This window comes from Microbacterium sp. JZ101 (assembly GCF_053903175.1).
In genome coordinates, this window is the sequence record NZ_CP096400.1 from 2980502 (window position 1) to 3007102 (window position 26601).

27 protein-coding genes are annotated in these 26601 nt (G+C 70.6%); 15 read left to right on the forward strand and 12 right to left on the reverse strand.

Annotation, left to right across the window (positions count from 1 at the left end):
• The first annotated feature begins 117 nt into the window (after window positions 1-117).
• On the forward strand, window positions 118-474 hold the full coding sequence (locus M1D56_RS13810; protein ID WP_271174290.1) for a winged helix-turn-helix transcriptional regulator: 357 nt from the start codon (window positions 118-120) through the stop codon (window positions 472-474).
• Window positions 475-488: 14 nt separating this feature from the next.
• Here M1D56_RS13810 and M1D56_RS13815 read toward each other — a convergent pair whose 3' ends face one another.
• Together M1D56_RS13815 and M1D56_RS13820 are read right to left on the reverse strand one after the other, a co-directional pair.
• Entirely contained in the window at window positions 489-1598 is a 1110-nt protein-coding gene (locus tag M1D56_RS13815; RefSeq protein WP_456283887.1) for a threonine synthase, read from the reverse strand.
• Between the two features lie 47 nt (window positions 1599-1645).
• A complete protein-coding gene (locus M1D56_RS13820; RefSeq protein WP_456283888.1) occupies window positions 1646-2938 on the reverse strand; it encodes a hypothetical protein in 1293 nt (430 codons plus the stop codon).
• Window positions 2939-3205: 267 nt separating this feature from the next.
• Between M1D56_RS13820 and M1D56_RS13825 the strand changes: the two genes are divergently transcribed.
• Entirely contained in the window at window positions 3206-4750 is a 1545-nt protein-coding gene (locus M1D56_RS13825; protein WP_456283889.1) for an SDR family oxidoreductase, read from the forward strand.
• A 99-nt stretch (window positions 4751-4849) separates the two neighbouring features.
• On the opposite strand, the gene M1D56_RS13830 is transcribed toward M1D56_RS13825, so the two are convergent.
• The 3 genes from M1D56_RS13830 to soxR form a co-directional block, all read right to left on the reverse strand.
• Window positions 4850-5482, reverse strand: coding sequence for a superoxide dismutase (locus tag M1D56_RS13830; protein WP_271174294.1), 633 nt, complete (start codon window positions 5480-5482; stop codon window positions 4850-4852).
• 27 nt (window positions 5483-5509) lie between these two features.
• Window positions 5510-6004: a flavin reductase family protein gene (locus M1D56_RS13835; RefSeq protein ID WP_421076052.1), complete on the reverse strand. Its 495-nt coding sequence runs from the start codon at window positions 6002-6004 to the stop codon at window positions 5510-5512.
• A gap of 62 nt (window positions 6005-6066) precedes the next feature.
• Window positions 6067-6534 carry a redox-sensitive transcriptional activator SoxR gene (gene soxR, locus M1D56_RS13840; protein WP_421076051.1) on the reverse strand — a complete coding sequence of 156 codons (468 nt, stop codon included), beginning with the start codon at window positions 6532-6534 and terminating at the stop codon, window positions 6067-6069.
• A 120-nt stretch (window positions 6535-6654) separates the two neighbouring features.
• Between soxR and M1D56_RS13845 the strand changes: the two genes are divergently transcribed.
• Both M1D56_RS13845 and corA read left to right on the forward strand, forming a co-directional pair.
• Entirely contained in the window at window positions 6655-7953 is a 1299-nt protein-coding gene (locus M1D56_RS13845; protein ID WP_456283890.1) for an alpha-galactosidase, read from the forward strand.
• Between the two features lie 289 nt (window positions 7954-8242).
• Window positions 8243-9259: a magnesium/cobalt transporter CorA gene (gene corA / locus M1D56_RS13850; protein WP_421076049.1), complete on the forward strand. Its 1017-nt coding sequence runs from the start codon at window positions 8243-8245 to the stop codon at window positions 9257-9259.
• A gap of 12 nt (window positions 9260-9271) precedes the next feature.
• On the opposite strand, the gene M1D56_RS13855 is transcribed toward corA, so the two are convergent.
• The 5 genes from M1D56_RS13855 to M1D56_RS13875 all read right to left on the reverse strand — a co-directional run bounded on the left by M1D56_RS13855 (window position 9272) and on the right by M1D56_RS13875 (window position 11496).
• The gene (locus M1D56_RS13855) at window positions 9272-9655 is read right to left on the reverse strand and encodes a hypothetical protein (protein ID WP_456283891.1); all 384 of its coding nucleotides are present in this window, start codon (window positions 9653-9655) and stop codon (window positions 9272-9274) included.
• Between the two features lie 86 nt (window positions 9656-9741).
• Window positions 9742-10236 carry a hypothetical protein gene (locus tag M1D56_RS13860; protein ID WP_456283892.1) on the reverse strand — a complete coding sequence of 165 codons (495 nt, stop codon included), beginning with the start codon at window positions 10234-10236 and terminating at the stop codon, window positions 9742-9744.
• A 58-nt stretch (window positions 10237-10294) separates the two neighbouring features.
• Entirely contained in the window at window positions 10295-10726 is a 432-nt protein-coding gene (locus tag M1D56_RS13865; protein ID WP_456283893.1) for a YkvA family protein, read from the reverse strand.
• Window positions 10723-11067, reverse strand: a complete 345-nt coding sequence (locus M1D56_RS13870; protein WP_456283894.1) for a DUF6578 domain-containing protein — start codon at window positions 11065-11067, stop codon at window positions 10723-10725. The genes M1D56_RS13865 and M1D56_RS13870 overlap by 4 nt, the downstream gene beginning before the upstream one ends.
• Before the next feature lie 84 nt (window positions 11068-11151).
• Entirely contained in the window at window positions 11152-11496 is a 345-nt protein-coding gene (locus M1D56_RS13875; protein ID WP_456283895.1) for an ArsR/SmtB family transcription factor, read from the reverse strand.
• A gap of 83 nt (window positions 11497-11579) precedes the next feature.
• Here M1D56_RS13875 and M1D56_RS13880 point away from each other — a divergent pair, with 83 nt between their 5' ends.
• The 9 genes from M1D56_RS13880 to M1D56_RS13920 all read left to right on the forward strand — a co-directional run bounded on the left by M1D56_RS13880 (window position 11580) and on the right by M1D56_RS13920 (window position 20619).
• On the forward strand, window positions 11580-12872 hold the full coding sequence (locus tag M1D56_RS13880) for an NAD(P)-binding domain-containing protein (RefSeq protein WP_456283896.1): 1293 nt from the start codon (window positions 11580-11582) through the stop codon (window positions 12870-12872).
• Window positions 12873-12953: 81 nt separating this feature from the next.
• Entirely contained in the window at window positions 12954-13319 is a 366-nt protein-coding gene (locus tag M1D56_RS13885) for an ArsR/SmtB family transcription factor (RefSeq protein ID WP_456283897.1), read from the forward strand.
• Window positions 13316-14335: a cation diffusion facilitator family transporter gene (locus M1D56_RS13890; protein WP_456283898.1), complete on the forward strand. Its 1020-nt coding sequence runs from the start codon at window positions 13316-13318 to the stop codon at window positions 14333-14335. Before M1D56_RS13885 ends, M1D56_RS13890 begins: the two co-directional genes overlap by 4 nt.
• A 67-nt stretch (window positions 14336-14402) precedes the next feature.
• Complete coding sequence (locus M1D56_RS13895; RefSeq protein WP_456283899.1) at window positions 14403-14876, forward strand: HD domain-containing protein; 474 nt, start codon at window positions 14403-14405, stop codon at window positions 14874-14876.
• Between the two features lie 446 nt (window positions 14877-15322).
• Window positions 15323-16609 carry an ABC transporter substrate-binding protein gene (locus M1D56_RS13900; RefSeq protein ID WP_324013902.1) on the forward strand — a complete coding sequence of 429 codons (1287 nt, stop codon included), beginning with the start codon at window positions 15323-15325 and terminating at the stop codon, window positions 16607-16609.
• A 4-nt stretch (window positions 16610-16613) separates the two neighbouring features.
• Window positions 16614-17546, forward strand: a complete 933-nt coding sequence (locus M1D56_RS13905; RefSeq protein ID WP_456283900.1) for a carbohydrate ABC transporter permease — start codon at window positions 16614-16616, stop codon at window positions 17544-17546.
• Entirely contained in the window at window positions 17543-18439 is an 897-nt protein-coding gene (locus tag M1D56_RS13910; protein ID WP_456283901.1) for a carbohydrate ABC transporter permease, read from the forward strand. The genes M1D56_RS13905 and M1D56_RS13910 overlap by 4 nt, the downstream gene beginning before the upstream one ends.
• Window positions 18436-20112: a hypothetical protein gene (locus M1D56_RS13915; RefSeq protein WP_456283902.1), complete on the forward strand. Its 1677-nt coding sequence runs from the start codon at window positions 18436-18438 to the stop codon at window positions 20110-20112. Before M1D56_RS13910 ends, M1D56_RS13915 begins: the two co-directional genes overlap by 4 nt.
• 60 nt (window positions 20113-20172) lie before the next feature.
• Window positions 20173-20619: a MarR family winged helix-turn-helix transcriptional regulator gene (locus tag M1D56_RS13920; protein ID WP_456283903.1), complete on the forward strand. Its 447-nt coding sequence runs from the start codon at window positions 20173-20175 to the stop codon at window positions 20617-20619.
• Here M1D56_RS13920 and M1D56_RS13925 read toward each other — a convergent pair.
• The gene (locus tag M1D56_RS13925; RefSeq protein WP_456283904.1) at window positions 20601-22073 is read right to left on the reverse strand and encodes an MFS transporter; all 1473 of its coding nucleotides are present in this window, start codon (window positions 22071-22073) and stop codon (window positions 20601-20603) included. The genes M1D56_RS13920 and M1D56_RS13925 overlap by 19 nt on opposite strands.
• Window positions 22074-22254: 181 nt before the next feature.
• On the opposite strand from M1D56_RS13925, the gene poxB reads away from it, so the two are divergent.
• Entirely contained in the window at window positions 22255-23979 is a 1725-nt protein-coding gene (gene poxB / locus M1D56_RS13930; RefSeq protein ID WP_282980071.1) for a ubiquinone-dependent pyruvate dehydrogenase, read from the forward strand.
• A 28-nt stretch (window positions 23980-24007) separates the two neighbouring features.
• Entirely contained in the window at window positions 24008-25507 is a 1500-nt protein-coding gene (locus M1D56_RS13935; RefSeq protein WP_456283905.1) for a carboxylesterase/lipase family protein, read from the forward strand.
• A gap of 10 nt (window positions 25508-25517) precedes the next feature.
• On the opposite strand, the gene M1D56_RS13940 is transcribed toward M1D56_RS13935, so the two are convergent.
• A complete protein-coding gene (locus M1D56_RS13940) occupies window positions 25518-26501 on the reverse strand; it encodes an LLM class F420-dependent oxidoreductase (RefSeq protein WP_271174318.1) in 984 nt (327 codons plus the stop codon).
• Between the last annotated feature and the right edge of the window lie 100 nt (window positions 26502-26601).

Here is a 26601-nt window from a genome sequence, read left to right on the forward strand (position 1 = left end):
TCCTCCTGTAGTCGGTCCGCGGCGATCACCGCGCAATAGTCACTCTAGGAGAGCCTGTTACTGTGGGGAAGCAGGCACTTTCCTGTGCCCTGGTCACCGCGACGTAAGTGAGGCGTGATGGACGCGTGGAACCCCTACGCGAAGGACTGCCCCAGCCGGCAGCTGCTCGACCGCATCGGCGACCGATGGACCGCGCTCGTCCTCGGCACGCTCGAGGACGGGCCGCTCCGCTTCTCGGAGGTCGCCCGCCGCATCGAGGGCATCTCGCAGAAGATGCTCACCCAAACCCTCCGTGCACTGGAGCGCGACGGACTCGTGACGCGGACCGTGTACGCCGAGGTGCCGCCGCGCGTGGTCTACGAGCTGTCCGACCTCGGACGCAGCCTGCGCGAGCCGCTGCGCGCGCTGGAGACCTGGGCGACGACGCACATGCCCGACGTGCTCGAGGCGCGCCAGCAGGCCGACGCCGCCTGACGCCACCGGACGCCTCAGGACAGCAGCGACCGGATCGTCTCGGCCGCCTTGAGCCCCGAGCCGCTGAGCATGACGACCGTCGTCTCACTGTCGCGGATCACCCCGCGCGCGACGAGCTCGTCGAAGGCGGCCGCGGCGAGCGCGCTGGTCGGCTCGGCGAACAGCCCGCGATCGCACAGCGCGCGCAGGGCGGAGACGATGCCCTCCTCCGAGATCGCGAGAGCCGCGCCATCCGTCTCGCGGAGCGCCTGCAGCATCTGGTCGAGGCGGAGAGGCGATCGGATGGCCGTGCCCTCGGCGATCGTCGGCGCATGCGCGTGGCGCTCTCCCGAGAGGGCGGCGACCACCGGGGAGCATCCCCTGGGCTGCGCGGCGAAGAGCCGCGGCATCCGCTCGATCTGACCGGCGGAATGCAGCTCGCGGAAGCCGAGCCAGCACCCGAGCAGACTGCTCCCGGCGCCGACCGGCACGATGACGTTGTCGGGCGCGCGGAACCCGAGGTCCTCCCAGAGCTCGTAGGCGAGCGTCTTCGTCCCCTCGAGGAAGAGGGCCTGCCAGTTGTGGCTCGCGTAGAACGTCTCGTCGGATGCGCGGATCGCCGCTTCCTGAGAAGCCTCCCGCGGCCCGTCGACGAGCTCGACCTCGGCACCGTATGCGCGCACCTGCGCGATCTTCGCGGGAGACGTCGAGGCCGGCGCGAAGATGCGCACCCCCATCCCACCGGCCGCGCCGTACCCCGCGATCGACGATCCGCCGTTCCCGGAGCTGTCCTCGAGCACGGCCTCGACTCCGCGCTCGCGCAGGTACGACAGCATGACGCTCGAGCCGCGGTCCTTGAAGCTCCCCGTCGGGCTGAACCACTCGAGCTTGAAGAGCGGACGATGGCGCCCCCACTCCCGCTCCACGAGCGGCGTGCACCCCTCGCCGAGCGTGATCGGATGCGCGATGTCGACGGGGAGCGCGGCGTGATACCGCCAGAGCGAGCGCTCGCGCGTCTCGATCTCGTCGCGGGCGATCCCGCGCTGCGCACTCACCATGAGGGGCCGTCCCGCGTCGGAGCGCCAGCGCGGCGTGTCCAGCCCAAAGGTGCGGCCATCGACAGGATCCACGTACACGGCGACCATGTCATCCCCTCTCGGACGCTCGGACGAGCAGACTATCGAGCGGGGAGTCAGATGCTGTCGCGGTACTCTTCGATCGGCGCACCCGGCGTGCCATCCGAGTACGCGACGCGGATCAGCGGATTGCTCAGCTTGAGGTCGACGAGCGACCTGCCCAGCGTGATCGACGCGGCACCGGAGCCGCCGAACGTGACCGAGCCCGCGGCGGACCCGCCGTAGGTGACGGTCGCCGTCGAGCCGGGCTCGCCGACCACCGAGAGCGTGTAGCTTCCGAGCACCTTGATTCCCAAGAGGCTGAGCGTGTAGTTCTCGCTCAGCCCGGCGAACCGGAGGGGATCGGGTGCCGGGGCCGGCGGCTCGCTTGTGGGCGGCGGAGAGGGCTCACTCGTGGGAGGAAGACTCGGGCTCGGCGGCTGTGAGGGCTCGCTCGTGGGCGGCGTCGAAGGCTCCTCGGTCGGCTCTGTCGGCTCGGATGGCGACGGCTCAGCGGGCTCGGACGGCTCGCGGGTCGGCGAGGGCTCAGACGGCTCGGACGGCTCGCGTGTGGGCGCAGGCTCCGAGGGCTCCCGGGTGGGCGAGGGCTCGGAGGGCTCGCGTGTCGGAGACGGGTCCGAGGGCTCCCGGGTCGGAGACGGGTCCGATGGCTCCCGGGTCGGAGACGGCTCGGATGGCTCGGACGGCTCCCGCGTCGGCGAGGGGTCGGATGGATCGCTCGGCTCGCGCGACGGCTGCGGCTTCGTCGTCGGAGACGGGTCGTCGAGATCGAAATCGAAGTCGGGCCACCACGGGAAGGGGCTCGGGCTCGAGTCCTGGTCCTCGTCCCCGTGGTCGTCCTGCCCCTCGCGGTCGTCGCCGTCGCGCTCGTCCTGGGGGTCATCGCCGCCGCCGTTGTCGTCGCCTCCGCCGCCGGAGCGATCGTGGGGCTCATTCGAGCGCAGGTCGTCAGGAAACGTCGACGGCAGGATCCCGAGCGGCTCGAGGTCATCGGCGGGCGGCTCGACCACCTCGACGGCGAGTCCGCCCTCGCCGTCCGCCTCGGGGGTGCTCGCGTAGGTCCCCTGCTGTGCCTCAGCGAAGGTGAAGCCCGACCCGAGGAGCGTCCCGCCGCCGCCTCCCGGAGTGAACGCGGTCGCCACGGCGGCGATCACCGCAGCCGCCGTGCCTGCGGCGACGAGCTGACCCGCGCGGAACGACGATCCGTTCGCGGCGACCTCGGTGCGCACGGGCGTGACCGGCGCGGCGAACGGCAGAGCCGCGATGCCCGAGGCACCGCCGCGGCGCGGAGCGGACCCGTACGACGGCAGGATGAGCGGCGTCACGGGGGCCGTGCCGAGACGGCGCACGGGCACTGCCTCCGGGAGGCTCTCCCGACGACTCCGACGCGCGCCGCCATGCGAAGACGCGGCCACGGCGTCGTCTTCGCCAGCGGTCATAGCTGCTCTCCGTGCCATCCGGTCGCGGACCCGCAGTCAGGGCCACGTCTTCCCCCGTGCCAGCCGGCACAGAACACCGGTATTCTAACCAGCCGTCATCCCGACGCAAGGAATCGCGTCGTCGCGCCGGCTGTCAAGCGCTGGGCGGCGGCGAACGGGGGCTCCTAGCCTGAGCGGATGATCGACCTCACGGCGCCCACGGGACACGAACCGGCATTGCGCGCGCTTCCGCGAGCTGACAGCACACCACCCCGCGCGCTCGTGCTCGGGGCGACGGGCTATGTCGGCGGCAGACTGACGCCGCGGCTCGTCGCAGCCGGATACCGCGTGCGCGTGCTCGTGAGAGACGCCGCTCGTGCACGATCGCTGCCGTGGGGCGACGAGGTGGAGATCGTCGAGGGCTCCGCTGCCGAGGCGAGCGCGGTCGCGCGTGCATGCGACGACGTCGATGTCCTGTTCTACCTCGTCCACTCCATGGGAGCCGGCCGGGGATTCGAGCGCGCAGACGAGCTCGCGGCGCAGACCGTCGGGAAGGCGGCGGCCACGGCCGGTGTCCGTCGCCTCGTCTATCTCGGCGGGCTGCATCCCGCCGATGCCGAGCTCTCACCGCACCTCCGCTCGCGCGTCGCCGTCGGCGAGATCCTCCTCAACTCGGGGGTGCCGACTCTGGTGCTGCAGGCGGGCGTCGTGATCGGCTCCGGCTCGGCATCATTCGAGATGATCCGCCATCTCACCGAGGTCCTCCCGTACATGCCCGCGCCGCGCTGGGTGCGGAACCGCATCCAGCCGATCGCGATCCGCGACGTGCTCCACTATCTGCTCGGAGCCGCACGGGCTCCCAGCGGGATCACCCGTGCGATCGACATCGGCGGTCCTGACGTGCTCCGATACGGGCAGATGATGAACGGCTACGCGATCGAGGCGGGGCTGCGCCAGCGCGCCATCGCCGCGCTGCCCGTGCTCACGCCGACCCTCGCGTCTCACTGGGTGAACCTGGTCACTCCGGTGCCGCGTGCGATCGCGCGCCCGCTCATCGCGTCGCTTCAGAACGAGTGCATCGTGAAGGACGGCGTGCCCGACGACCTCATCCCGCCTCCCGCAGGCGGGCTGACGCCGTATCGCGAGGCGGTGCGGCTCGCGCTCGGCCGCCTCGACGCGGACCGTGTCGAGACGAGCTGGCAGGACGCCGAGGTCTCCGGCGCACCGAGCGACCCGCTGCCGAGCGACCCCGAATGGGCCGGCCGCACCGTCTTCACCGATGAGCGCGAACGCTGCACGCGCGCGTCGGCCGAGGACGTCTGGGAGATCGTGCTCGGCATCGGGGGCGAGAACGGCTGGTACTCCTCACCCGTCCTCTGGGCGGCGCGGGGCTGGATGGACCGGGTTGCGGGCGGGGTCGGACTGCGCCGCGGGCGGCGCTCCCGCAGCGCGGCTCGCGTCGGCGACGCGATCGACTTCTGGCGTGTCGAAGCGATCGAGGACGGCCGTCTCCTGCGGCTGCGGGCGGAGATGAAGGTCCCGGGTGCCGCGTGGCTCGAGCTGGGGGTAGAGCCGCACGGCGCCGGCGCCCGGTACCGGCAGCGAGCGGTGTTCTTCCCGCGCGGTCTCGCCGGACGCCTCTACTGGCTTGCCGTCCTGCCCTTCCACGGATTCATCTTCGCGGGGATGGCCGAGCGCATCACGGCGGCCGCGGAGGCGCTCGGCGGCCTCAGCGCCCGATGACACTCGCGACCGCGCCGACCGCGACGGGCACGGCGAGCAGCGCCAGAAGCGCTGCCCGCCGCAGCCGTGTCGCGAGTCGCGCGCCGTCTGCGCGAGGGCTCAGCTCGCCGCCGGGACGATGAGGCCCGACGTCGCCGTGCGCGCGGCCTCGAAGCGGCGCTGCACGTCGGCCCAGTTGACGACCTCCCAGAACGCCTTCACGTAGTCCGCGCGCACGTTCTGGTAGTCGAGGTAGTACGCGTGCTCCCACACGTCGAGCTGGAGAAGCGGCGTGACGCCGAGGGGCGCGTTGCCCTGCTGGTCGAACAGCTGGAAGATCACGGGACGCGCGCCGACCGAGTCCCACGCGAGCACCGACCATCCCGAGCCCTGCACGCCGAGAGCCGTCGCGGTGAAGTGCGCGCGGAAGCCGTCGATCGAGCCGAACGCGTCCTCGAGCGCGGCCGCGAGCTCGCCCTCGGGCGCTCCGCCGCCATCCGGCGACATGTTCTGCCAGAACACGCTGTGGTTGATGTGACCGCCGAGGTTGAACGCGAGGTCCTTCTCGAGCTTGTTCACGTTGGCGAGGCTGTTCGTCTCGCGCGCCTCGGCGAGCTGCTCGAGCGCCGTGTTCGCGCCCGTGACGTAGGCCTGGTGGTGCTTCGAGTGGTGCAGCTCCATGATGCGCGCCGAGATGTGCGGCGCGAGCGCGGAGTAGTCGTAGGGAAGATCGGGCAGTGCGTATGCGGGCATCGTTTCCTTCTCTCTGGGTGGTTGCGGTCAGCCGACCGCGGTGGGGTTGAGGACGTGGAAGGCGCGATCGAAGTAGACGACCGGCTCGCCGGCCTCCCCTTCGATCACGTCGAGGACTTCAGCGAGGACCAGGGAGGACGCGCCCACGGGGGTCACCTGCAGAGGCCGGCAGCGCAGCGCGAAGCGCGCCGACGGGAGGTAGGGCTCGCCCGTCTCGAGCGTCGACCACCCCTGCTCGGGAGTGAAGCGGTCGGCGCCCGTGACCGCGAAGGCCTGCGCGGTCTCGACGTGGCGCGCGGTGACGAGGTTCACGACGAACGACTCGGCGCGGAGGATGCCGCCGGCGCTCCCCCGCGACCGGGTCACGGAGAACGCGAGGGCGAGCGGGTCCAGTCCGACCGACGCGACGCTCGAGGCCGTGAGCCCCACGGGCCCCTCCGCTGTGCGAGCCGACACCACCGCGATCCCCGCCGGATGCAGACGGAACGCGGTCTTGAAGGCATCGACGGATGGGCTGTGCATGCTTCGACGGTAGAACCTCAGGTGCGCTTGAGGTCAAATCGGCGACCGATCGCGGCAGACCCTCAGGAACCGTCGTCGACGTCGAGCCGCCGCGCGCCCGCGCCCTCCTGGCCCAGCTCGTCGTCGGGGTTGAGCAGGCGACACGCGTTCATCGAGAGGCAGCCGCAGCCGATGCAGCCGGTCAGCTCATGCTCGAGACGCTCGATCGCCTGCCGCCGTCGTTCGAGCACCCGCTTCCACTCGCGCGAGGCCCGCTGCCAGTCCTCCTGCGTGGGCCGTCGGTCGAGCGGCACGTCGGCAAGCGCTCGGCGGACGTCGGCGAGCGGGATGCCGAGCCGCTTCGCCACCGCGATCAGCGTGATGCGGCGGATCATGTGCCGGCGGAACCGGCGCTGGTTTCCCGACGTGCGCGAGGCCGCGATGAGTCCGAGCTGCTCGTAGTAGTGCAGCGCTGACACGGCGACTCCGGTTCGCGCGCTCACCTCGCCGACCGTGAGCAGCTGCTCGGGATCGCGTTCGACCTCCGCCATCCGTCCAGGGTAGAGCGCGCTCGCGCCATCCGATCGCCGGTCTCCTCCAACGTGAGAATTCCGGTAGCGTCGTCCGCGGCACCGCGTCGTGCCCTCCCGCGAACCCGATGAAGGGACACCATGCCGCTCGCGCGCACCACCCCGCCCATGGGCTGGAACAGCTGGGACTGCTTCGGCACCACCGTCACCGAGGCGGAGGTCCTCGCGAATGCCGAGTTCATGGCGAAGCACCTCCTGCCCTACGGGTGGGACACGGTGGTCGTCGACATCGACTGGTCCGATCCGACCGCGCGCTCGCACGGGTACAACGACGACGCGCCGCTCGCGATGGACGAGCACGGCAGGCTCATCCCCGACCCGGGGCGCTTCCCGAGTTCGGCCGGCGGCGCGGGCTTCGGGCCGCTGGCCGAGCGCATCCACGCGCTCGGCCTCCGCTTCGGCATCCACACGATGCGGGGCATCCCGCGGCGCGCGGTCGCCGCCGACGCGCCGATCCTGGGCACCGACGCGCGCGCGTCGGAGGTCGCCGACCCCGCGAACGCCTGCGACTGGAACCCCGACATGGTCGGGCTCGACCATGACCACCCCGCGGCGCAGGCGTACTACGACTCCACGCTCGATCTCTACGCGTCGTGGGGCGTCGACTTCATCAAGGCCGACGACATGCTGTGGCCGTACCAGGCGGCCGACATCGAGGCCTACGCGCGCGCCATCGCCCGCACCGGCCGCCCGATCGAGCTGAGCCTCTCGCCGGGCCGCGACCTCTCCCTCACGCGCCTCGAGCACCTCCGCGAGCACGCGACGATGTGGCGGATCTGCGACGACCTGTGGGACGACTGGCACGACGTCGAGGCGAACTTCGCCCGTTTCGCGCGCTGGGCGCCGCACGCGTCGGCGGGCGGATGGCCGGACGGCGACATGCTGCCGCTCGGCCGGATCGGCATCCGGGCCGAGCGCGGCGAGCCGCGTCACGACCGCCTGACCCCCGCCGAGCGGGTCTCGCTCATGACGCTGTGGCTCGTGGCCCGGTCGCCCCTCATGATCGGCGGAGACCTTCCGACGAGCGATCCCGCCACGATCGCGCTCTTCACGAACGCCGACGCGCTCGCGCTGCTGCGCGCCGAGGCGAGTCGCGAGGTGTTCCGCGAGAACGGCCTCGTGCTGTGGACGGCCGACGGCACCGACGGCGAGCGCTACGTCGCCGCGTTCAACCTCCACGACGAGGCGCGCGACATCGCCCTCGACGCGCAGAACGTCGGTCTCCCCGCCCAGCTCGACGGAGAGCTGCGCGAGCTGTGGACGGGTGCCGAGATCGCGGCCGATCATGCCGCCGTGCGCGGCGTCGCTCACGGCAGCACGGCCATCCGCCTCTCCCTCGCACCGCACGGAGCCGCGCTCCTCCGCTACGTCGCGCGCTGAGAGGTCGGGGTTTCCCCCGGCGGTGCGCCCCCGGATTTTGACGCCTCGGCAGCCGCGACGTATCATTCCCCGGGCTCTCCATGCCCGTTCCCCGATCCGAAGGCAGGTGATGCGCGATGTCCAGTGATAGTCGCCGCGCCGCCGATTCGCCTTCGTCGATCAGCGTCACTCCTCGCTGACGTCTTCGCCCATCGGCGGCGCCTGCCGCGTGCTCGAGCGCGCGGCCTCTCTGCACGTGCGGAGCCCTGCTCGCGCGTGCCTCGAAGTGAGCAGAAAGAGGTGAATGATGATGGCATTGATCGACAACGCGGTGTACGTGGACGGACACCGCACGGCCGACCCGGCCGACCTGACCGCGACCCGCGAGACCATGCGCGATCGCGACGGCATGGCGTGGATCGGGCTCTATCGCCCGACGGCGGAGGAGATCCGCGCCATCGCCGCCGAGTTCTCGCTCCACCCGCTCGCCGTCGAGGATGCGCTCAAGGGGCACCAGCGCGCCAAGCTCGAGCGCTACGGCGACACGCTCTTCGTCGTGCTCCGGCCGGCGCGCTACCGCGATGACGAGGAGCAGGTCGAGTTCGGCGAGCTCCACCTGTTCGTCGGGCCCGACTTCGTCGTCACGATCCGCCATGCCGAGGCGCCCGATCTCGCGAGCGTCCGCCGTCGGCTCGAGGCCTCGCCTCAGCTGCTCGCGATGGGGCCCGAGGCGGTGCTGTACGCCGTGCTCGACGAGGTCGTCGACAAGTACGCGCCCGTGGTCGCCGGCCTGGAGAACGACATCGACGAGATCGAGGACGAGCTCTTCTCGGGCGCCGACTCGGCTTCCCGTCGCATCTACGAGCTGGCCCGCGAGGTCATCGGCTTCCAGCGGGCGACGCAGCCGCTCGTCGCCATGCTCGAAGCTCTCCTGCGCGGCTCCGACAAGTACCGTGTCGACCTCGAGCTGCAGCGGTACCTGCGCGATGTGCTCGATCACGCCCTGCGCATCGCCGACCGCACGGGTGCCTTCCGGTCGATCCTCGAGAACGCGCTGACGGTCGACGCGACGCTCGCCGCTCAGCGTCAGAACGACGAGATGCGCCGGATGACGGAGTTCAATCTCGCGCAGAACGAGGAGATCAAGAAGATCTCGTCGTGGGCGGCCATCCTGTTCGCGCCGACGCTCGTCGGCACTGTGTACGGCATGAACTTCGAGCACATGCCGGAGCTGGACTGGACCTACGGCTATCCGCTGTCACTCGCCCTCATGGTCGGGCTCGGCTTCGCACTCTGGGGCGTGTTCAAGCGCAAGCGGTGGCTCTAGCGACCGCGCCCGTCACTCCGACGGGCGCGCCTCCTGCAGCCACTCGGTGCACGGCTTGAGGTAGAGCACGGCGACCGCGGCCACCCCGAGAAGACCCGTCGGCCCCTGGCCGGTGAAGATCCCGAGCAGCATGTTGCCGATCACGATGACCGTCAGCACGGTGCGCGCCCACATGCGCCCGAACCACACGAGGATCGCCAGCACGAGGTCGACGACGACGACGGCTGCGGCGATGAGGAAGAGCGCGGCGCCCTCCTCATCGCCGTGGTCGGATGCATCGACGAAGCCGAGGATGCCGAAGGTGAGCCCCAGGAGGCACGTGAAGACCATGAGCCCGACTCCGATGTGGAGGGCTGCCGGTCGAGGAGGGTGGGTCGCCGCTCGAGGTGCGCTCATGGCGCACAAGCTAGCGTCGCCGCCGGAACGGCGGAAGGCGGCGCGACGGTGCCCGGGTCTGCTCCCCGCGGAGCCGACGCGCACGCTCACTGCGCCGGCAGGCATCCTCCGTCGGCGATGCCCCCGCCGACATCGATCGTGACGGCCTCCGGCGCGACCGCGCCGAACACGCATCCGCCCGTGGCGGCGACAGCGCCGAACAGCACGTGCCCGGCGCCCTCGCGGGTCTGCACACTGGACAGGCCCTCCGCCTCGAGCAGATCGACGACCGCGTCCGCGGTCACCGGCTCGCCGCTCGTGCGAAGGGCCTCGAGGTCATCGGCGGCGGCCTCGGCGATGTCGCGCGCCGCCTCCTCGACCGCCGGGTCGAGCTCGCCCCGTTGGCGGTAGGCGTCGTTCTGCGCCATCGAGTGCTCGGGGTCGTAGCCGGCGCACTCGGGAGGCAGCTCGACACCCGGCTGCTCGGGGCACGCGGCGGTCGCTGTCGGCGAGGCGGATGGCGCGCGGCCGGCGGCCGGGGTCGCGCACCCCGTCAGCAGAAGCAGGGCAGCCGAGGCGACGACCAGCGTGCGCGTTCTCATCCCGGCAGGCTACGTCGAGCGTCGGGTCGAGCGCTGTCGGCTCTTCGGCGGACAGGGCTCAGCGGCGAGATCGCATCCCGAGGAGCGCGAGAAGACTGCCGAGCCCATCCTCGCTGCCCGGCCAGTGGCGTTCGATCGGCTCTCGCCCCGCCGTGCGGATGGCGTGCCGCAGCACGAGCACGACGATGATCACGTCATCCGCGTAGCCGAGAACAGGGATCACGTCGGGCACGAGATCGATCGGGAGGAGCAGGTATCCGAGGAGGCCCAGGAGCCACCATCGCGTCGGTCGAGGCACCGTGCGATCCGCCGCCAGTCGCCGGATGAGCCGGATCACGTCGGGAACGAGTCGGGCCGCCTCCCGCCAGTCCACGTCTCGCCCCGCCCGCTTCGCCTGGACCCACAGGATGGCGATGAGCCCGAGCCACAGGACGAGGAGCGCGCCGAGCACCGCGAGGAGGATGTCGAGCCAGTCCGGCAGCGGCGTCATGGATTCTGCTCCCGGACGGTCACGATGAACTCGGTGTCCCGCACCTCGATGGGCGTTCCCGTGTCGGCGTCTCGCAAGACGCTCACGTCACCCTCGTCGACGCCCCGCAGCGCGCGGCCGTCCGGCACTCGATCGATCCGCACGAGCTCGCCGCTCGCCGCACGCACGCGCAGGTCCGCGACCGTGCCCACCACTTCGACAACGGCGATGCCGTCTCGGTCGTGGTGAACCTCGTGAAGGCGCTCGCCGTTGCGCACGCATGTCCAGCGCACGTGATCGCCGCGCCGGATGGCCTCGCCGCAGCACTCGTGCTCCCAGCCCCCGACTCGCACGTCCACCACGGCGCCCACGCTAGCGGGCACCGAGATCGCGGATGTTCACACTGCCGCCCCAATCGAGCTCGCGGACAGGTGCGACTCCGCCGATCATGCGGTGCGGAGGGCCGCAGCGGCCTGGTCGAGGGCACCCTTGTCGATCGCGTAGTAGGCCCACTTCCCCCGCTGGTCACGCGTCACGAGGCCCGCTTCCGCAAGGAGCTTCATGTGGTGCGACACCGTTCCCTGGGAGAGCCCGACCGGTTCCGTGAGATCGCAGATGCACGCCTCAGCGCCATCCGCCGACGCGATCAGCGACAGCAGCCTCACACGCGTCGGGTCGGCGAGCGCCTTGAAGACGCGCGCGACGCGCTCCGCCTCCTCGGTGCTCATGATCGACGTGATCGGCGGCACGCAGCACGTGCCCGTTCCGTCGATCACCGCAGGAAGACTCATGTCCACAGTGTCGCACGCATTGACATCTTTCGATAGGTCGGGCACGCTCGTCACATTGACATCTTTCAATCTGAGGAGATCCGATGTCGCTGCTTCCCGTCGTCATCATCGGAGCGGGGCCGCAGGGCCTGGCCGCCGCCGCGCACCTCACCGAGCGCGGACGGGACGCCATCGTGCTCGAGAGAGGCCGCGCCGCGGGCGCCGCCGTGTCGGAATGGGGCCACGTGCGGCTGTTCTCGGCCTGGCCCGAGCTCATCGACGCCGCGGCCCGCCGCCTGCTGACTCCGACCGGATGGACCGCACCGACGGCCGGGTACCCCACCGGCGCAGAATGGGTCGACCGCTACCTCCTCCCCCTCGCCGCCGCCCTCGGCGAGCGCGTGCGCACGGGGGTCGAGGTGACCGGCGTGAGTCGCGTCGGACGCGACCGCGTGGTCGACGCCGGGCGCGACGAGCAGGCGTTCACCGTTCACACGAGGGACGCGGATGGTCGTGAGGCGCAGATCCTCGCCGGCTCGGTGATCGACGCGAGCGGCACCTGGAGCCACCCCAATCCCGCTGGTGCCGACGGGCTCCCCGCCATCGGAGAGAGCGCGGCAGCAGGCGGGATCTCCTATCGCATCCCCGACGACGTATCGGCGTTCGCGGGGCGCCGGGTCGCGGTCGTCGGCGCCGGGCACTCGGCAGCGCATGCCGTGCTCCGGCTGGCCGAACTCGCCCGGAAGACCCCCGGCACGGTCGTCACCTGGGCGCTGCGCCGGGGTGCGGCGGTCTTCGGATCCGGCGACGCCGACGGGCTGCCCGAGCGCGCCGCGCTCGGAGGCCGCGCGCGCCGCGCCGTAGAAGAGGGCCTCGTCGAGGTCGTCGAAGGGTTTCGCGTCGCGGAGGTGCGGGCTCACGCGGATGGCATCGACCTCGTCTCCGAGGACGGACGAGAGCTCGCGGGGCTCGGCCACGTGTTCGCGCTCACCGGCTTCCGGCCGGACACGTCTCTGCTGTCCGAGCTGCGCATCGCCCTCGACCCGACCCTCGAGGCCGTCGCGGGGATCGCCTCGGAGATCGACCCGAACATCCACTCGTGCGGCACGGTCGCCGCGACCGGGGCGCGCGAGCTCGTTCAGCCCGAACGCGGTCTCTTCATCGTCGGAGCGAAGAGCTACGGCCGCGCGCCCACGTTCCTCGCACTGACCGGCTACGAGCAGGTGCGCAGCGTCGCAGCCCACCTCGCCGGCGATCACGAGGCGGCCGCGCGGAGCGAACTCGCTCTTCCCGAGACGGGAGTCTGCGGAGGCGCGGCCGCATTCGACGAAGCCGGAGGAAGCTGCTGCGCGGCCCCGGTCCTGCAGATCGGATCGCGACCGACCCCCGTGGGGTAGATGCGCACGGCGCCATGGTGCCGCGCCGGACCACGCCGGACCAGCCTCGGCCGGCGCCCGCGCATCTGCAATAATCTGCGTATGGATGCAGATAAGCGGATATGCGGAATGGATCTCGACAGCCCGTACGTCGAGCTCGCCGTCGAGGTCTTCCGCCTCCTCGCCGATCCGACGCGCGTCCGCATCGTCCTCGCGCTCCGGAGGAACGGCGAGCTCTCGGTCAACCGCATCGCCGAGGCCGTCGGCAAGTCGCCGGCGGCCGCGTCGCAGCACCTCGCGAAGCTCCGGATGGCGCGGATCGTCGCGACGCGGCACGAGGGCCAGCGCGTGCACTACCGCCTCGAGAACGAGCACGCGTCACAGCTCGTCGCGGACGCGATCTTCCAGGCAGAGCACTCGCTCAGCGACCATCCCCGTCACCATCACACCGAGAGGGCCGGCGCGTGACCGCGCACAGCCACCCGCATCACGACCACGCTCACGCGCCTCACGACCGCGAGCATCACGACCACGACCACGACCACCCGTCGGGACTGCGCGGTCTTCTGCACGGGATCCTGGTGCCCCACTCCCATGACCCCGCCGACGCGATCGACGACGCGATGCGCGCCCACACTGAGGGCGTCCGCGCGCTGAAGATCAGCCTGGCGATCATGCTCGCGACGGCGCTGACACAGGCGGCCGTCGTCGCGCTGTCGGGCTCGGTGGCGCTGCTGGCCGACACCGTTCACAACTTCTCCGACGCGCTGACCGCCGTGCCCCTGTGGATCGCGTTCGCGCTCTCGCGACGCGTCGCCACCCGCCGCTACCCCTACGGCCTCAGCCGAGCCGAGGATCTCGCAGGGCTGTTCATCGTGCTCATGATCGCCCTCTCGGCCGTCGTCGCCGCGAGCGAGTCCATCCAGCGGCTGTTCGATCCGCGATCGGTGTCCAACCTCGGCTGGGTCATCGCAGCGGGTGTCGTCGGCTTCGCCGGCAATGAGATCGTCGCGATCTACCGCATCCGCGTCGGACGCAGGATCGGGTCGGCCGCGCTGGTCGCCGACGGAGTGCACGCGCGAGCCGACGGCTTCACGTCGCTCGCCGTCGTGGTCGGCGGGATCGGAGTCCTGCTGGGGTTCCCGATCGCCGACGCGATCGTCGGCCTGCTCATCTCGATCATGATCGGCGTCCTGCTCATCGGAACGGTGCGATCCGTCGGCCTCCGCCTGCTCGACGGAATCGAGCCCGAGCTCGTCGACCGGGCCGAGCACGTCCTTGCGCACACAGCGCGGGTGGATGCGGTCGAGCGCGTGCGGCTGCGGTGGGTCGGGCACCGCCTGCGCGGGGACGCCATCGTCTCCACGCGCGCGACCATGCTGATCGACGCCGACCGTCTCGCGATCGAGGCCGAGCACGCGGTGAAGCAGGCGATGCCGAACGTCGACGAGATGACCGTCCGCGTCCGCTCTGCGCGCACCTGACGCGGGCCAGCCCCCCCCTCGCCCACGCCGGGATGCGGTCCATCGGTCAACGATGGAAGATGGACGCGTGAGTGGATGGATCGCTCGACGCGCGGAGAGATTCGCGCGCGCGGCGCACGCGGACCAGGTCGACCTCCTCGGGAACCCGTACGTCGACCATCCCGCACGCGTCGCCGCACGAGCCGAGGGCGACCACGTGCTCGCGGCGATCGGATGGCTGCACGACGTGCTCGAGAAGACCGACACCTCCATCGAGGACCTGCGCGCGGAGTTCCCGGCGCACGTCGTCGAGGCTGTCGACGCCCTCTCGATCCGTGACGACGAGCCCGTCGAGGCCTACTACGGCCGCGTGCGCGCCAATCCGCTTGCGCGCGCCGTGAAGGAGCACGACCTCGCCGACAACATGCGCCCGGAACGGCTTGCGGCGCTCGACGCGGCCACGCGCGAGGTGCTGTTCGCGAAGTACGAGCGGGGGCGGGCGCTGCTCGGGCTCGGCGCTCCCGCACGTGAGGAGCAGCCGTCGACTCCGCTCGCTTCCTGAGCCCAGACCTCCGCCGGAGGACCCGGTCCCGCACCAGGTCGAGGCGCTGCCTGACTGATCGCTATGCGTCGGTGAAGAAATCACAGGAAGATAACGCCGAGGGTTGCTCCCGTTACCTCCCCGTTATAGAGTCATCGCACGGCAGCTGTTTTGCTGTGGCAGCTGCCGACATGTGATTGCAGGACACTCTTGGTGCAAGGGACAAGGGCCGGGCGGCTTCCTCTCCGCCCGGCCCTTACTTGTGCCGGCTGAGCCCCGGCGCCCGTCGAGCAGGAGTCGAGCTCCGGGTTGCAGATCCCTTCCACGCCGACCATCCGGGCAAGCGCTTGCCCATCCCCGATCAGCGGGCTAGCATCGTGCCACCCACCTTTGTCCGGACGTAGAGACAATCACACATCCGAGACATCCAGCCCGACCGCGGCATCGATGCCGCCGAGGAGGTTTCGATGACGAACCGCAGCACCCGCTTCATCCGCACGTCCGCCTTCGTCGCTGCAGGGAGCGCTGTCCTCGCACTCGCCGGATGCGCAGGCGGCGCGAGCGGCGAGGCCGACAGCATCACGTTCTGGCTGTCGACGAGCGTCGAGCAGCAGGCGGGCTACGACGCGCTCGCCGAGCAGTACGAGGAGGAGACCGGGACCGCCGTCGAGATCGTGAACATCCCGTACGACGGCTACGGCACGCGCCTGCGCAGCGCGGCGCAGGCGAACGAGCTCCCCGACGTGGCGCGCGTTCCGGGGCTCGATCCTCTGTGGACACCGGCGGCCCAGGATCTCGCCGAGATCGTCGACGACCCGGAGAACGGGATCAACGCCGATCTCATCGTGCGAGGCGACGACGACTCGGTGCTCAGCATCCCCTCGGACGTCACCGCATCCGGCATGTTCATCAACAAGACCCTCTTCGACGAGGCAGGCGTCGCCTACCCGACCGATCCGAATGAGACGTGGACGTGGGACGCGTTCCTCGACGCGACGACGCAGGTGCGGGAGGCGACCGGCGCGCAGTACAACCTGACCTTCGATGCATCGCCGTCGCGCTTCCGCGCGTTCCAGTACCAGCTGGGCGGCGAGGCCATCCAGTGGGATGACGGAGAGATCTCCACCAACGACGCGACGATCGACATCTACGAGCGCTTCAAGGCGATGAACGACGACGTGATCATGCCAAAGTCGGTCTGGACGAGCGGCGCCGACCCGAACGCCCTCTTCAAGAGCGGCCAGGTCGTCGCGTACTTCTCCGGCGTCTGGCAGATCGCGGACTTCAGCTCCACGATCACCGACTTCGAGTGGGCCGCAGTGCCGGCGCCGGCGCAGCCCGTGCACGCGACGGACCTCAACTTCGGCGGGCTGACGGTCGCATTCGACAACGGCGGCGGCCGCTCTGAGGCCGCATACGACTTCGTCGACTGGATGTACGACCCCGAGCAGTACGCGGTGCTCGCCGAGACGAACGGGTTCCTCCCCGTCGAGAACGGGCTCGACCTCGCCTACCCGTTCGAGTCGCAGGCCGCGCTCGACGGGTTCGAGCTGTACACGCAGGAGATCGAGCTGGCCGACCCGATCTCGAGCTCGTTCGCTCAGGCGCAGACACGCTGGGCGCTCGACGACAAGGCCCTCGCCGAGGACCCCACGGTCTCCGAGATGGGGGCGTTCATCAATGGACAGCAGGACGCGCAGACCACGCTCGACAACATCCTCGCGGGCTACGAGGACCAGGTCGGAGGCGAGTGAGCGCATGACGACCGCCCTCCAGGCACCGCCGGCGGCCCCTGGCGCCGGCGGTGCCCGGCGACGCCGACCGCTCCACCGCTACCGGGTCGCGCCGCTCACGCTCATCGCGGCGAACGTCGTCCTCTTCGCCCTCTTCTTCGTCTGGCCCGGGGCGATCGGGCTCGCGTACTCGTTCACCGACTACACGGGGATCGGCACTCCCGATTTCATCGGATTCGAAAACTACGCCGAGCTGTTCGCAGACAGCGGCTTCTACCAGGCGCTCGCGCGCACGTTCCAGTACGCGATCCTGCAGGTGCCGCTGTCATACGCACTCGCGCTCGGCATCGCATCGCTGCTCGTCAGCAAGTTCGCGCGGGGGCGCGCGGTGGCGCGCATCGTGTTCTTCATCCCCTGGCTCATCTCCCCCATCGTGACCGGCGTGGTCTGGCGCTGGATGTTCGGGGAGAACTTCGGCTTCGTCAACTTCGTCATCGGGATGCTCGGCGGTGCTCCCGTCCCCTGGCAGTCGAACGCCGACATCTCGCTTCTCGTCGTCGTCTTCGCCGGCGCGTGGGCCGGCACCGCGTTCAACATGCTCCTCTTCATCGCCGCGATCCGGAATGTTCCGCAGGCGTACTACGAGGCCGCCGAGCTCGACGGCGCCGGCTCCTGGCAGCGCTTCCGGCACATCACGCTGCCGAGCATCGCCCCGACGTCGTTCATCGTGATCCTCCTGTCGACCATCGGATCGATCAAGGAGTTCGCCATGATCCAGGCCCTCAACAACGGCGGGCCCGGAACCGAGAACAACCTGCTCGTGCAGTACATCTACCGAACCGGGTTCCAGAACGGCCAGATCGGCTATGCGAGCGCGGCATCCATGATCCTCATGGTCATCCTCATGGTGATCGCCCTGGTCCAACTCTGGTTCAACAAGAGGAGGGGCGCGGCATGAGCACGCTCACCGAGGTCGTGACGACGGCTCCTTCCCGACGCCGCCGCCCCGCAGCCGACCGCCTGCGCGGCCCCGCCGAGCGCGTGAAGGCGATCGGCGCGACGGCAGTCCTCTGGATCCTCGTGCTCGCGTTCGGCTTCCCGCTGCTGTGGTTCCTGCTGAGCTCGTTCAAGCCCGCCGGCGATCTCTTCTCCTACCCGCTGACGCTGCTCCCCGAGCGATGGGACTTCTCCGGATACGCCACGGCATGGTCGAGCTACGACTTCGCCGGCTACTTCCTGAACACGGCCTTCGTCGCGGTCACCACCACCGCACTCACCATCGTCGCCAGCGCCTGCACGGGATACGCGCTGGCGAAGTACGACCGGTGGTGGCTCAAGGCGTTCTTCATCTGCATCCTCGCCACGACGATGCTCCCGACGGAGGTCATCCTGTCGCCGACGTTCCTCGTCATCCGCGACCTGGGCCTCTACAACTCGCTGTGGGGCCTCGTGATCCCCTCGATCATCACGGCGACGGGCATCTTCATGTTCCGGCAGTTCTTCCTGACGGTGCCCGACTCGCTGGTCGAGGCCGCGCGCATCGACGGAGCGAGCGAGCTGCGGATCTTCGCGCGGATCATGATCCCGATCGCGCGGCCGATCATCATCACCCTCGCCATCTTCTCGTTCCAATGGCGCTGGAACGACTACATCTGGCCGCTCATTGTGCTCAACGATCCGGGGAAGTTCACCCTGCAGATCGCGATCCAGTCGATCGTCGGGGCCGAGAACGTCAACTGGTCCGTGCTGCTCGCCGCGTCTGTGATCTCGATCATCCCGCTCGTGATCATGTACGTCGTCTTCCAGAAGTACGTGATGAACGCCGACATCAACGCGGGGCTGAAGGAGTGAGCGAGGACCTCGTCTTCCGTCGGGCGGTGCTCGCGGCCGCGGACCGCGACATCGCGCGTCTTCTCAGCAGCCCGAGCCGAGCGGATGCCCTTCCCGCTCATCGCGAGCTCATGCGCCGGGCGAAGCTGCTCGTCGCTGCCGCACTCGCTCCCGGGAGCGCCCACGCCGGACGGGCCGATGCTGCCCGGGCGGCGGCCGACCTCGTCATGACGCTGAGCGAGCTGCAGTCCCCCTCCGGACTGTTCGCGGGCGGCGACAACGTCGAGTCGCCGCCCGATTCCGCCTTCACCGTCAGCGATGTCGCCGACGCGCTCGAGCTCATCCGGCGGGCGGATGATCCAGGACCGCTCCGCGAGGTCGCGACGGCGCTCGATCGGATCGCGGAGCGCGCGGCGCCCGCCATGCTGGCGGGCGGCGTGCACACGCCGAACCACCGATGGGAGCTCGCCGGGGCGCTCGCCCGACTCCACCGCCACACCGGCGATCCGGCGCTGCGGAGCCGCGCGGAGACGTGGCTCGAGGAGGGCGTCGACATCGACGCGAACGGGATGTACTCCGAACGGAGCGCCAACTACGCCGCGCACGTGTCGAACCCCTCCCTCACGGCCATCGCCGACATCCTCGGGCGCGAGGACCTGCGGGAGATCGTCGCGCGCAATCTCACGTCCTACCTCGGGCTCATCCGCGGCGACGGCTCCGTCGAGACGGTGCACTCGCGACGCCAGGATCAGCGGGACGATCGCTTCCCTGCCGCCCCCTTCCTCGTTCTCTACCGTCGGTACGCCGTGGAGACGGGCCGAGGCGATCTCGCGTGGGGCGCGGAGCGTGCCCGGGCCTCCGGCGTCTCGTCGGACGCCCTCGCCGAACTGCTCCTCCACCCGGCGATCGGCGAGACGCTTCCCGCGCCGCTCGCACCGGAGCTGCCGAGGCGCGACCGATGGTCCGCAAGCGGCCTCGTCGTCGACACGCGCAGAGAGCGCACCGTCGTGGTGTTCGGCGGGTCGGACTACGCCCGCATGCGCCGGGTCCGGTCAGGGCTTTCGAACAGTCCCACGTTCCTGCGGCTCGAGGCGGGGGCCGCGCGTCTCGTGTCCGCACGGCTCTCCCGGGACTTCTTCGGTCTCGGCCCCTTCCGTCCTGGCAGCCTCGTCGAGGAGCACGGTCGGCTCGTCCTCGACGAGCGCGTCGAGGGACGGTACTACCAGCCCCTCCCGTCCACGGCCATCCGCGCGATGGGCGACTACGCGCTCGCGGACGAGGGCCGCTTCGCGGCCGCGATGTCCTTCGACGCGAGGGAATCCGATGCGGTAGAGCTCGTGACGCGCATCGAGATCACGCCGAGCGACGACGGCGCCGACATCGAGATCTCGCTGCAGGGCCCTGCCCTGGCATGGTCACTCGAGCTCGCCTTCGCTCCGGGCGGCCGCATCGACGGCGCCGCACCGCTCGGAGGCGGTGCCTACCAGCTCAGGGACGGCTACGGCCGGTGCACGATCGGACACGACGTCATCGAGTTCGGCCCCGCGCTGCCCGGCGGCCCGCCTGCGTTCTATGAGCCGGGAGAGGACTACACCTACCTCGGTGGCACCGACGCGCAGTCCGGTCCGAGGGTCTACATCACGGGGCGCGCGCCCGGGGTGGCGCGTCTCACGCTGCGCGCGCGTGGCACCTGAGGGCGCCCCTGCGCCCCGATCAACTCCTATAGGCGCGCATGGAACGCTAGCCTGAGAGGCATGGCCGACCGCAGACTCGCTATCGCCGCGTGGGAGAGCCTCTTCCGTGCGCAGCACGAGGTGTTCGAGGACGTCTCGAACGACTTTGTGGGCGGCGACCTCTCGCAGGCGGAGTACGACGTGCTGCTCACGGTCACCCGTGCACCGGACATGACGGCGCGGCTGCGCGACGTCACGGCGAACATGCTCATCAGCCAGCCGAGCGTCTCCCGGCTCGTCGACCGCATGGTCGGGCGCGGGCTCGTCACGAAGTGCAGCGACCCCGACGACGGGCGCGGCGCCCTCGTGACGGCGACGGAGGACGGCGCCCGCGCGTTCCGATCGATCGCCGCGGCTCACGGCAAGAGCATCGCCGAGCGCATGTCGTGCCTCGACGACGACGACCTGCGGACGCTGCTCGACATCACCGAGAGGCTCCGCGCGGGAAGCTACCGGTCGGCCGACTGATCCGGCGCGACCGGCTCGTCCTCCGCGTGCGGAGTCGCGACGAGCCCCGCGGTCCCGGGCGTCGGAGCCCCCGGCGCCTCGGGTGCCGCGTTCGGCTCTTCGCCGTCGCTCTTCAGGAACTGGGCCGACAGCATCCGGTAGGCCGGCAGGAGGAATGCGCCGAGCGCCAGCAGGATGGCGACGACGCCGGCCGCGACGAACACGAGCGCGATGCCCCGCGCCTCGCCCTCCCCCAGCAGCCAGGACCACTGCCGTTGACCCGCGTCCGTCTGCATGTACGGGATGACCCAGAGCTGGGCGATCGGCGCGATCAGGAACGAGGTGATGGGCGCCGAAGCCGCTTCGAAGGTCATCGCGAACCCGAAGACGCGCCCCTGCTTCTCGTACGGCGTCACCTTCTGGATGACCGTCTGCTCGGCCGCCTCGACGGCGGGCATGAGGCACATGAAGACCCAGATGCCGCCGACGTAGAGCCACGCCCAGTCCCTCAGGGTGAAGACCGCCCCGACGACGCCGACGAGCGCGGCGATGAGCAGCATCGTGCGGATCGGGTTCCTGCCGAGCCCCAGCTTCGCGATCACCGCGCCGCCGACGATGAAGCCGGTCGAGCCCACCGCGAGCCAGATGCCCCACATCTCGACCGAGAACATCTCGAGCCCGTACGGGTCCATGAGCGCCATGTAGACGCCGCCCACGAGGTTGTTCAGCGTCGTGAAGAGCACGAGCGTGAGCAGCCCCGGAACCGCGCGCACCGCCTGGAACCCGCCGGCGACATCCACCCACCGGGTCTGCCCCTCGGCGTGCACGATCTCGCGCTCGGGGATGCGGATGGCCATGAGGTGCAGAAGCGACAGCGCCATCGCGACGAGGGCGATGAGCAGCGTCGTGCCCATGCCGAGGAGGCCGACGGAGAGCCCGCTGAACACGCTCGTGACGAGGAATGCGAGGCCCTGCACGGTGCCGACCATGCCGTTCGCGTTCGCATGGCGGTCGACGGGCACGAGAAGCGTGACGGTCGTCGAGAGGGCGATGTTGCGCAGCTGCTCGACCACGGCACCGGCGAGCATGACGACGGCGAAGATCCAGAACCACGGCTGCGTGAGGTCGACGATGCGCTCCTCGCCCAGCACGAAGAAGAAGATCGCGTCGAGGCAGAAGACGCTGAACGCGATGAGCGTGGCCCAGGCCATGACCGCCTTCTTGCGGAAGCGGTCGACGAGGGTCCCGAAGAACATGCTGAAGAGCGCGATGAACAGCATGTAGGCGCCGCCGATGACGCCCGTCGCGATGACGTTGCGCGTCTCGAGGTAGATCCAGAAGGTCAGGGCCCACCAGAGATAGCTCGTCGTGATGTTCGCGAATGCCGTGTTCACGAGCACGTGCAGGAAGCTGCGCATGCCGTTCTCGGGAGGCGCCGGGTTGCCGTCGCCGGGATGGGTCTGGGTGTCCGCCATGGTCTCTCTCCGTCGTCGCACGCCGTCGTTCGGATACTTGCAAAAGGCAAGTACGTCGTCAAGAGGATCTGTCGAGGAGAAGCTACGCGCCCCCTCGGACATTCCCGCGGACCGCCTCCGGGCTCCGGATCGGGCGTAACGTCGGAGGTACCGCAGGCAGGCTCGAACGGAGGCACGACCCATGACCGACGTCGCCCAGAACATCGTCGCGACCCTCAGGGCGAACGGCGTCGAGCGCGTGTACGGGATCCCCGGCGACTCGCTCAACGGCTTCACCGACGCGCTCCGCAAGGACGGATCCATCCGGTGGGTCCACGTGCGCCACGAGGAGTCGGCGGCGTTCGCGGCGGCCGCCGAGGCGGCGCTGACCGACGACCTCGCCGTCGTCGCGGGCTCGTGCGGTCCGGGCAATCTGCACCTCATCAACGGGCTCTACGACGCGCATCGCTCGCGGGTTCCCGTGCTCGCGATCGCGGCGCACATCCCGACCTCCGAGATCGGCACGAACTACTTCCAGGAGACGCACCCGCAGGAGCTGTTCCGCGAGTGCAGCGCCTACGTCGAGTACGTCGCGGACGCGAGTCAGATGCCGCGCATCCTCGAGATCGCGATGCGCACGGCCATCCAGGAGCGCGACGTCGCGGTCGTCGTGATCCCCGGCGACGTCGCGCTCGCGGAGGCCGCCTCCGACCGCGTGACCGTCATCGACCGGGCGCGCCCGGTCGTCCTGCCGAACGACGCCGAGCTCGACCGCGCGGCCGAGCTGCTCGATGGCGCGAAGAAGGTCACGATCCTCGCCGGCGCCGGCGTCCAGGGCGCGCACGACGAGGTCGTCGCCCTCGCCGACCGGCTCGCCGCCCCGGTCGTCCACGCGCTGCGCGGCAAGGAGTTCATCGAGTACGACAACCCGTTCGACGTCGGGATGACGGGACTGCTCGGATTCGCCTCGGGCTACCGCGCGATGGAGGGCGCCGACGCGCTCCTGATGCTCGGCACCGACTTCCCCTACCCGCAGTTCTACCCCGAGCACGCGACGACGATCCAGGTCGACATCCGCGGCTCCCAGCTCGGCCGCCGCCATCCGCTCGACCTCGGGCTCGTCGGAGACGTCAAGGCGACCGCGGCGGCGCTGCTCCCCCGTCTCTCCGAGAAGCGCAGCCGACAGCACCTCGACGACGCGCGCGACCACTACGTCAAGACGCGGCGCAAGCTCGACGAGCTCGCGGTTCCGCGCCGCGGGGCGCACCCCATCCACCCGCAGTACCTCGCGCGGCTCCTCGACGAGGCCGCTGCCGACGACGCCGTCTTCACCGCCGACGTCGGCTCGCCGACCGTCTGGGCCGCGCGGTACCTCACGATGAACGGGCGCCGGCGTCTCATCGGCTCGTTCAGCCATGGATCCATGGCGAACGCGCTCCTGCACGGCATCGGCGCGCAGGCCGCGCAGCCCGGCCGCCAGGTGGTCGCCCTCGCGGGCGACGGCGGGCTCGCGATGATGCTCGGCGAGCTCATCACCCTCACGCAGAACGATCTGCCCGTGAAGACCGTCGTGGTCAACAACTCGTCGCTGAACTTCGTCGAGCTCGAGATGAAGGCCGCCGGCTTCGTGACCTACGGCACGGGTCTCGAGAACCCCGACTTCGCTGCCGTCGCGAACGCGCTCGGCATCAAGGGCATCCGGGTGGAGCGGTCGGATGCCCTCCCTGCCGCGATCGAGGAGCTCCTCGCCCACGACGGGCCGGCGCTCCTCGACGTCGTGACCGAGCGGCAGGAGCTGTCGATGCCGCCCACGATCACGGCCGACCAGGTCGGCGGATTCGCGCTCTACGCCATCCGCACCGTCCTCTCCGGCCGCGGCGACGAGCTCCTCGACCTCGCGAAGGCGAACTGGCGCCAGCTCTTCTGAGCCTCCCGGGGGCGGCGATACTGGAACCGTGACCGCGAGCATCCCGACCGATCCGCACCGCGTCGAGCAGCCCGTCGTCGACACCGAGGCGGGTCGCGTGCGCGGGTTCTGGCGCCGGGACTGCGCGACGTTCCTCGGCATCCCGTTCGCGCAGCCGCCGGTCGGGCGCCTCCGCTTCCAGGCGCCCGCGCCGCACGAGCCCTGGGATGGCGTGCTCGACGCCACCCGGCAGGGGGCGACGCCCCAGCGCGGGGCGACCGGCATCACGCTCATCCCGGAGCCGTCGGTCCCCGGTCGCTCGACGCTCAACGTCAACGTGTTCACCCCGTCGACCGATCCGGGGGCGGAGCTTCCCGTCCTCGTGTACTTCCACGGCGGCGCCTACGTCTCCGGCTCGATCGCGAGCCCCTGGTACGACGGGCGCTCGTTCGCCCGCGACGGCGTCGTCGTCGTGACGGCGTCGTACCGCCTCGGCTTCGACGGGTTCGGCTGGATCGCCGACGCGCCGAGCAACCGCGGGGTGCGGGACTGGCTCGCCGCCCTCGAGTGGGTGCAGCGCAACATCCGCTCCTTCGGCGGCGACCCCACCCGCGTGACGATCGCGGGCCAGTCGGCCGGCGGCGGAGCGGTGCTCACCCTTCTCGGGATGCCCGCGGCGCAGCACCTCTTCTCGGCGGTCTGGGCGATGTCGGCCACGATCGGCGTGATCACGCCCGAGGAGGCCGAGCGCTTCGGGCGCCGGGCCGCAGCGGAGGGAGGCGTCGAGCCGACCGTGGCGGGATGGCGCGCGCTCACCGAGAAGCAGGTGCGCGACGCCGCGAAGGACCTCATCGCCATGCGCGATCTGCACGGCGCCCAGGCCGTGCTGTCGGATGGCCTGCGGCTGGGTCCTGCGATCGACGGCGAGCTCATCCTCGAGCCGACTCTGCGTGCCCTCGCGAAGGGCGTCGGCTCCGACAAGCCCCTCGTGATCGGCACCACGGACGACGAGTTCTCGATGATCGTCGACGACCACAGCCGGTGGCTCCGCTGGGTTCCGGCCTGGCTCGTCCTGACCGTGCTCGGGCTCCCTCGGAAGCGACGCCGCGCCTATCTCCGGGCGAACGCGGAGCTGCGGCGCGATCGCGGCGTCCCCGCCGCGATCGGCCGCTTCGTCACCGACGCGCTCTTCCGCCGCCACGTGGTGCGCATCGCCCGCGCGCGATCGGCCGCGACCTCGGGCGGCCGCACCTGGGCCTACCGGTTCGAGTGGGTGTCGCCGGCGCGCGGGTGGTCGCTCCACTGCCTCGACGTGCCGTTCTTCTTCGACGTGCTCGACGCCGAGGGCGTCGACCTCATGACCGGCGAGGACCCGCCGCAGGAGCTCGCCGACGCCGTCCACGGCGCGGCGGTCGGCTTCATCCGGACCCGCGCGGCCGATTGGAGTCCCTGGTCAGCGGGCTCGACGCCGTCGCGCGTGTTCGCGTACCCCGCGACCGCGGAGACCGAGTCACTGGACGCGTACGACGGGGCGATCCCGCTCGCGTGAGGCCGCGCGCTCAGCTGAGCGCCGGGATCACCTTCTGCTCGAACAGCTCGACGCCCGACCGGTCGTAGGCGGCCTCGGGGAAGTAGTGGATCGCGTAGGCCAGACCCTGGTCGCCGAGCGCGGCAAGGCGCTCGGTCACCTGCTCGACCGTGCCCACCGCGACCGCTCCCCGGTACTCGCCGATGAAGCCATCCGTCGCGTCACCGAGATGCGGCCGGACGCGCGCCTCGATCGCCGCGAGGCGCTCCTCGACCTCGGACTCGGTCTCGCCGATGACCGTGTTGTAGTTCGCCGACCGGACGATCTCGGCGAAGTCGCGGCCGATGGCGTCGCAGTGCTCGCGAAGCACGGCGCTCTTGTGGGCGAACGCGTCGGGCGCGCCGGCGAAGTTCGTGTACTGCGCGTACTCCGCGGCGATCTTCAGGGTGACCTTCTCGCCGCCGCCCGAGATCCAGAACGGGATGCCGGGGCGCTGGATGGGCCGGGGCTCGACGATCGCGCCGTCGACCTGGTAGAAGCGGCCGTCGAGGGTCGCCTCCCCCGTCTCCCACGCCTGCTTCATGATCTCGACGCCCTCGCGGAGCATCCGGAGCCGATCGCCGATCTTCGGGAATCCGTACCCGTACGCGCGCCACTCGTGCTCGTACCATCCGCCGCCGATGCCCATCTCGACGCGCCCGCGCGAGACATGGTCGACCGTCGCGGCGACCTTCGCGAGGTATGCGGGGTTGCGGTAGCCCATGCACGTGCACATCTGCCCGAGGCGGACGCGGCTCGTCGACGCCGCGAACGCCGACATGAGGGTCCACGCCTCGTGAGTAGCCTCGCGCGACGGCACCGGCGTCGTGTGGAAGTGGTCGTAGACCCACAGCGATTCCCACGGACCGGCGTCCGCGGCCTGCGCGAGCGACAGCATCGCGCTCCACTGCTCGGCCGGATCGATGCCGACGAGGTCGTGACGCCAGCCCTGGGGGATGAAGGTTCCGAAGCGCATGCCGCCAGGGTACCCGCCTTCCCGCGCGCGACATCCGCATGTCATCGGCCCCCCGTAAGGTGTCCCCCGTCGCCACCGCGACGCCCTCTCCCCTCTCCCG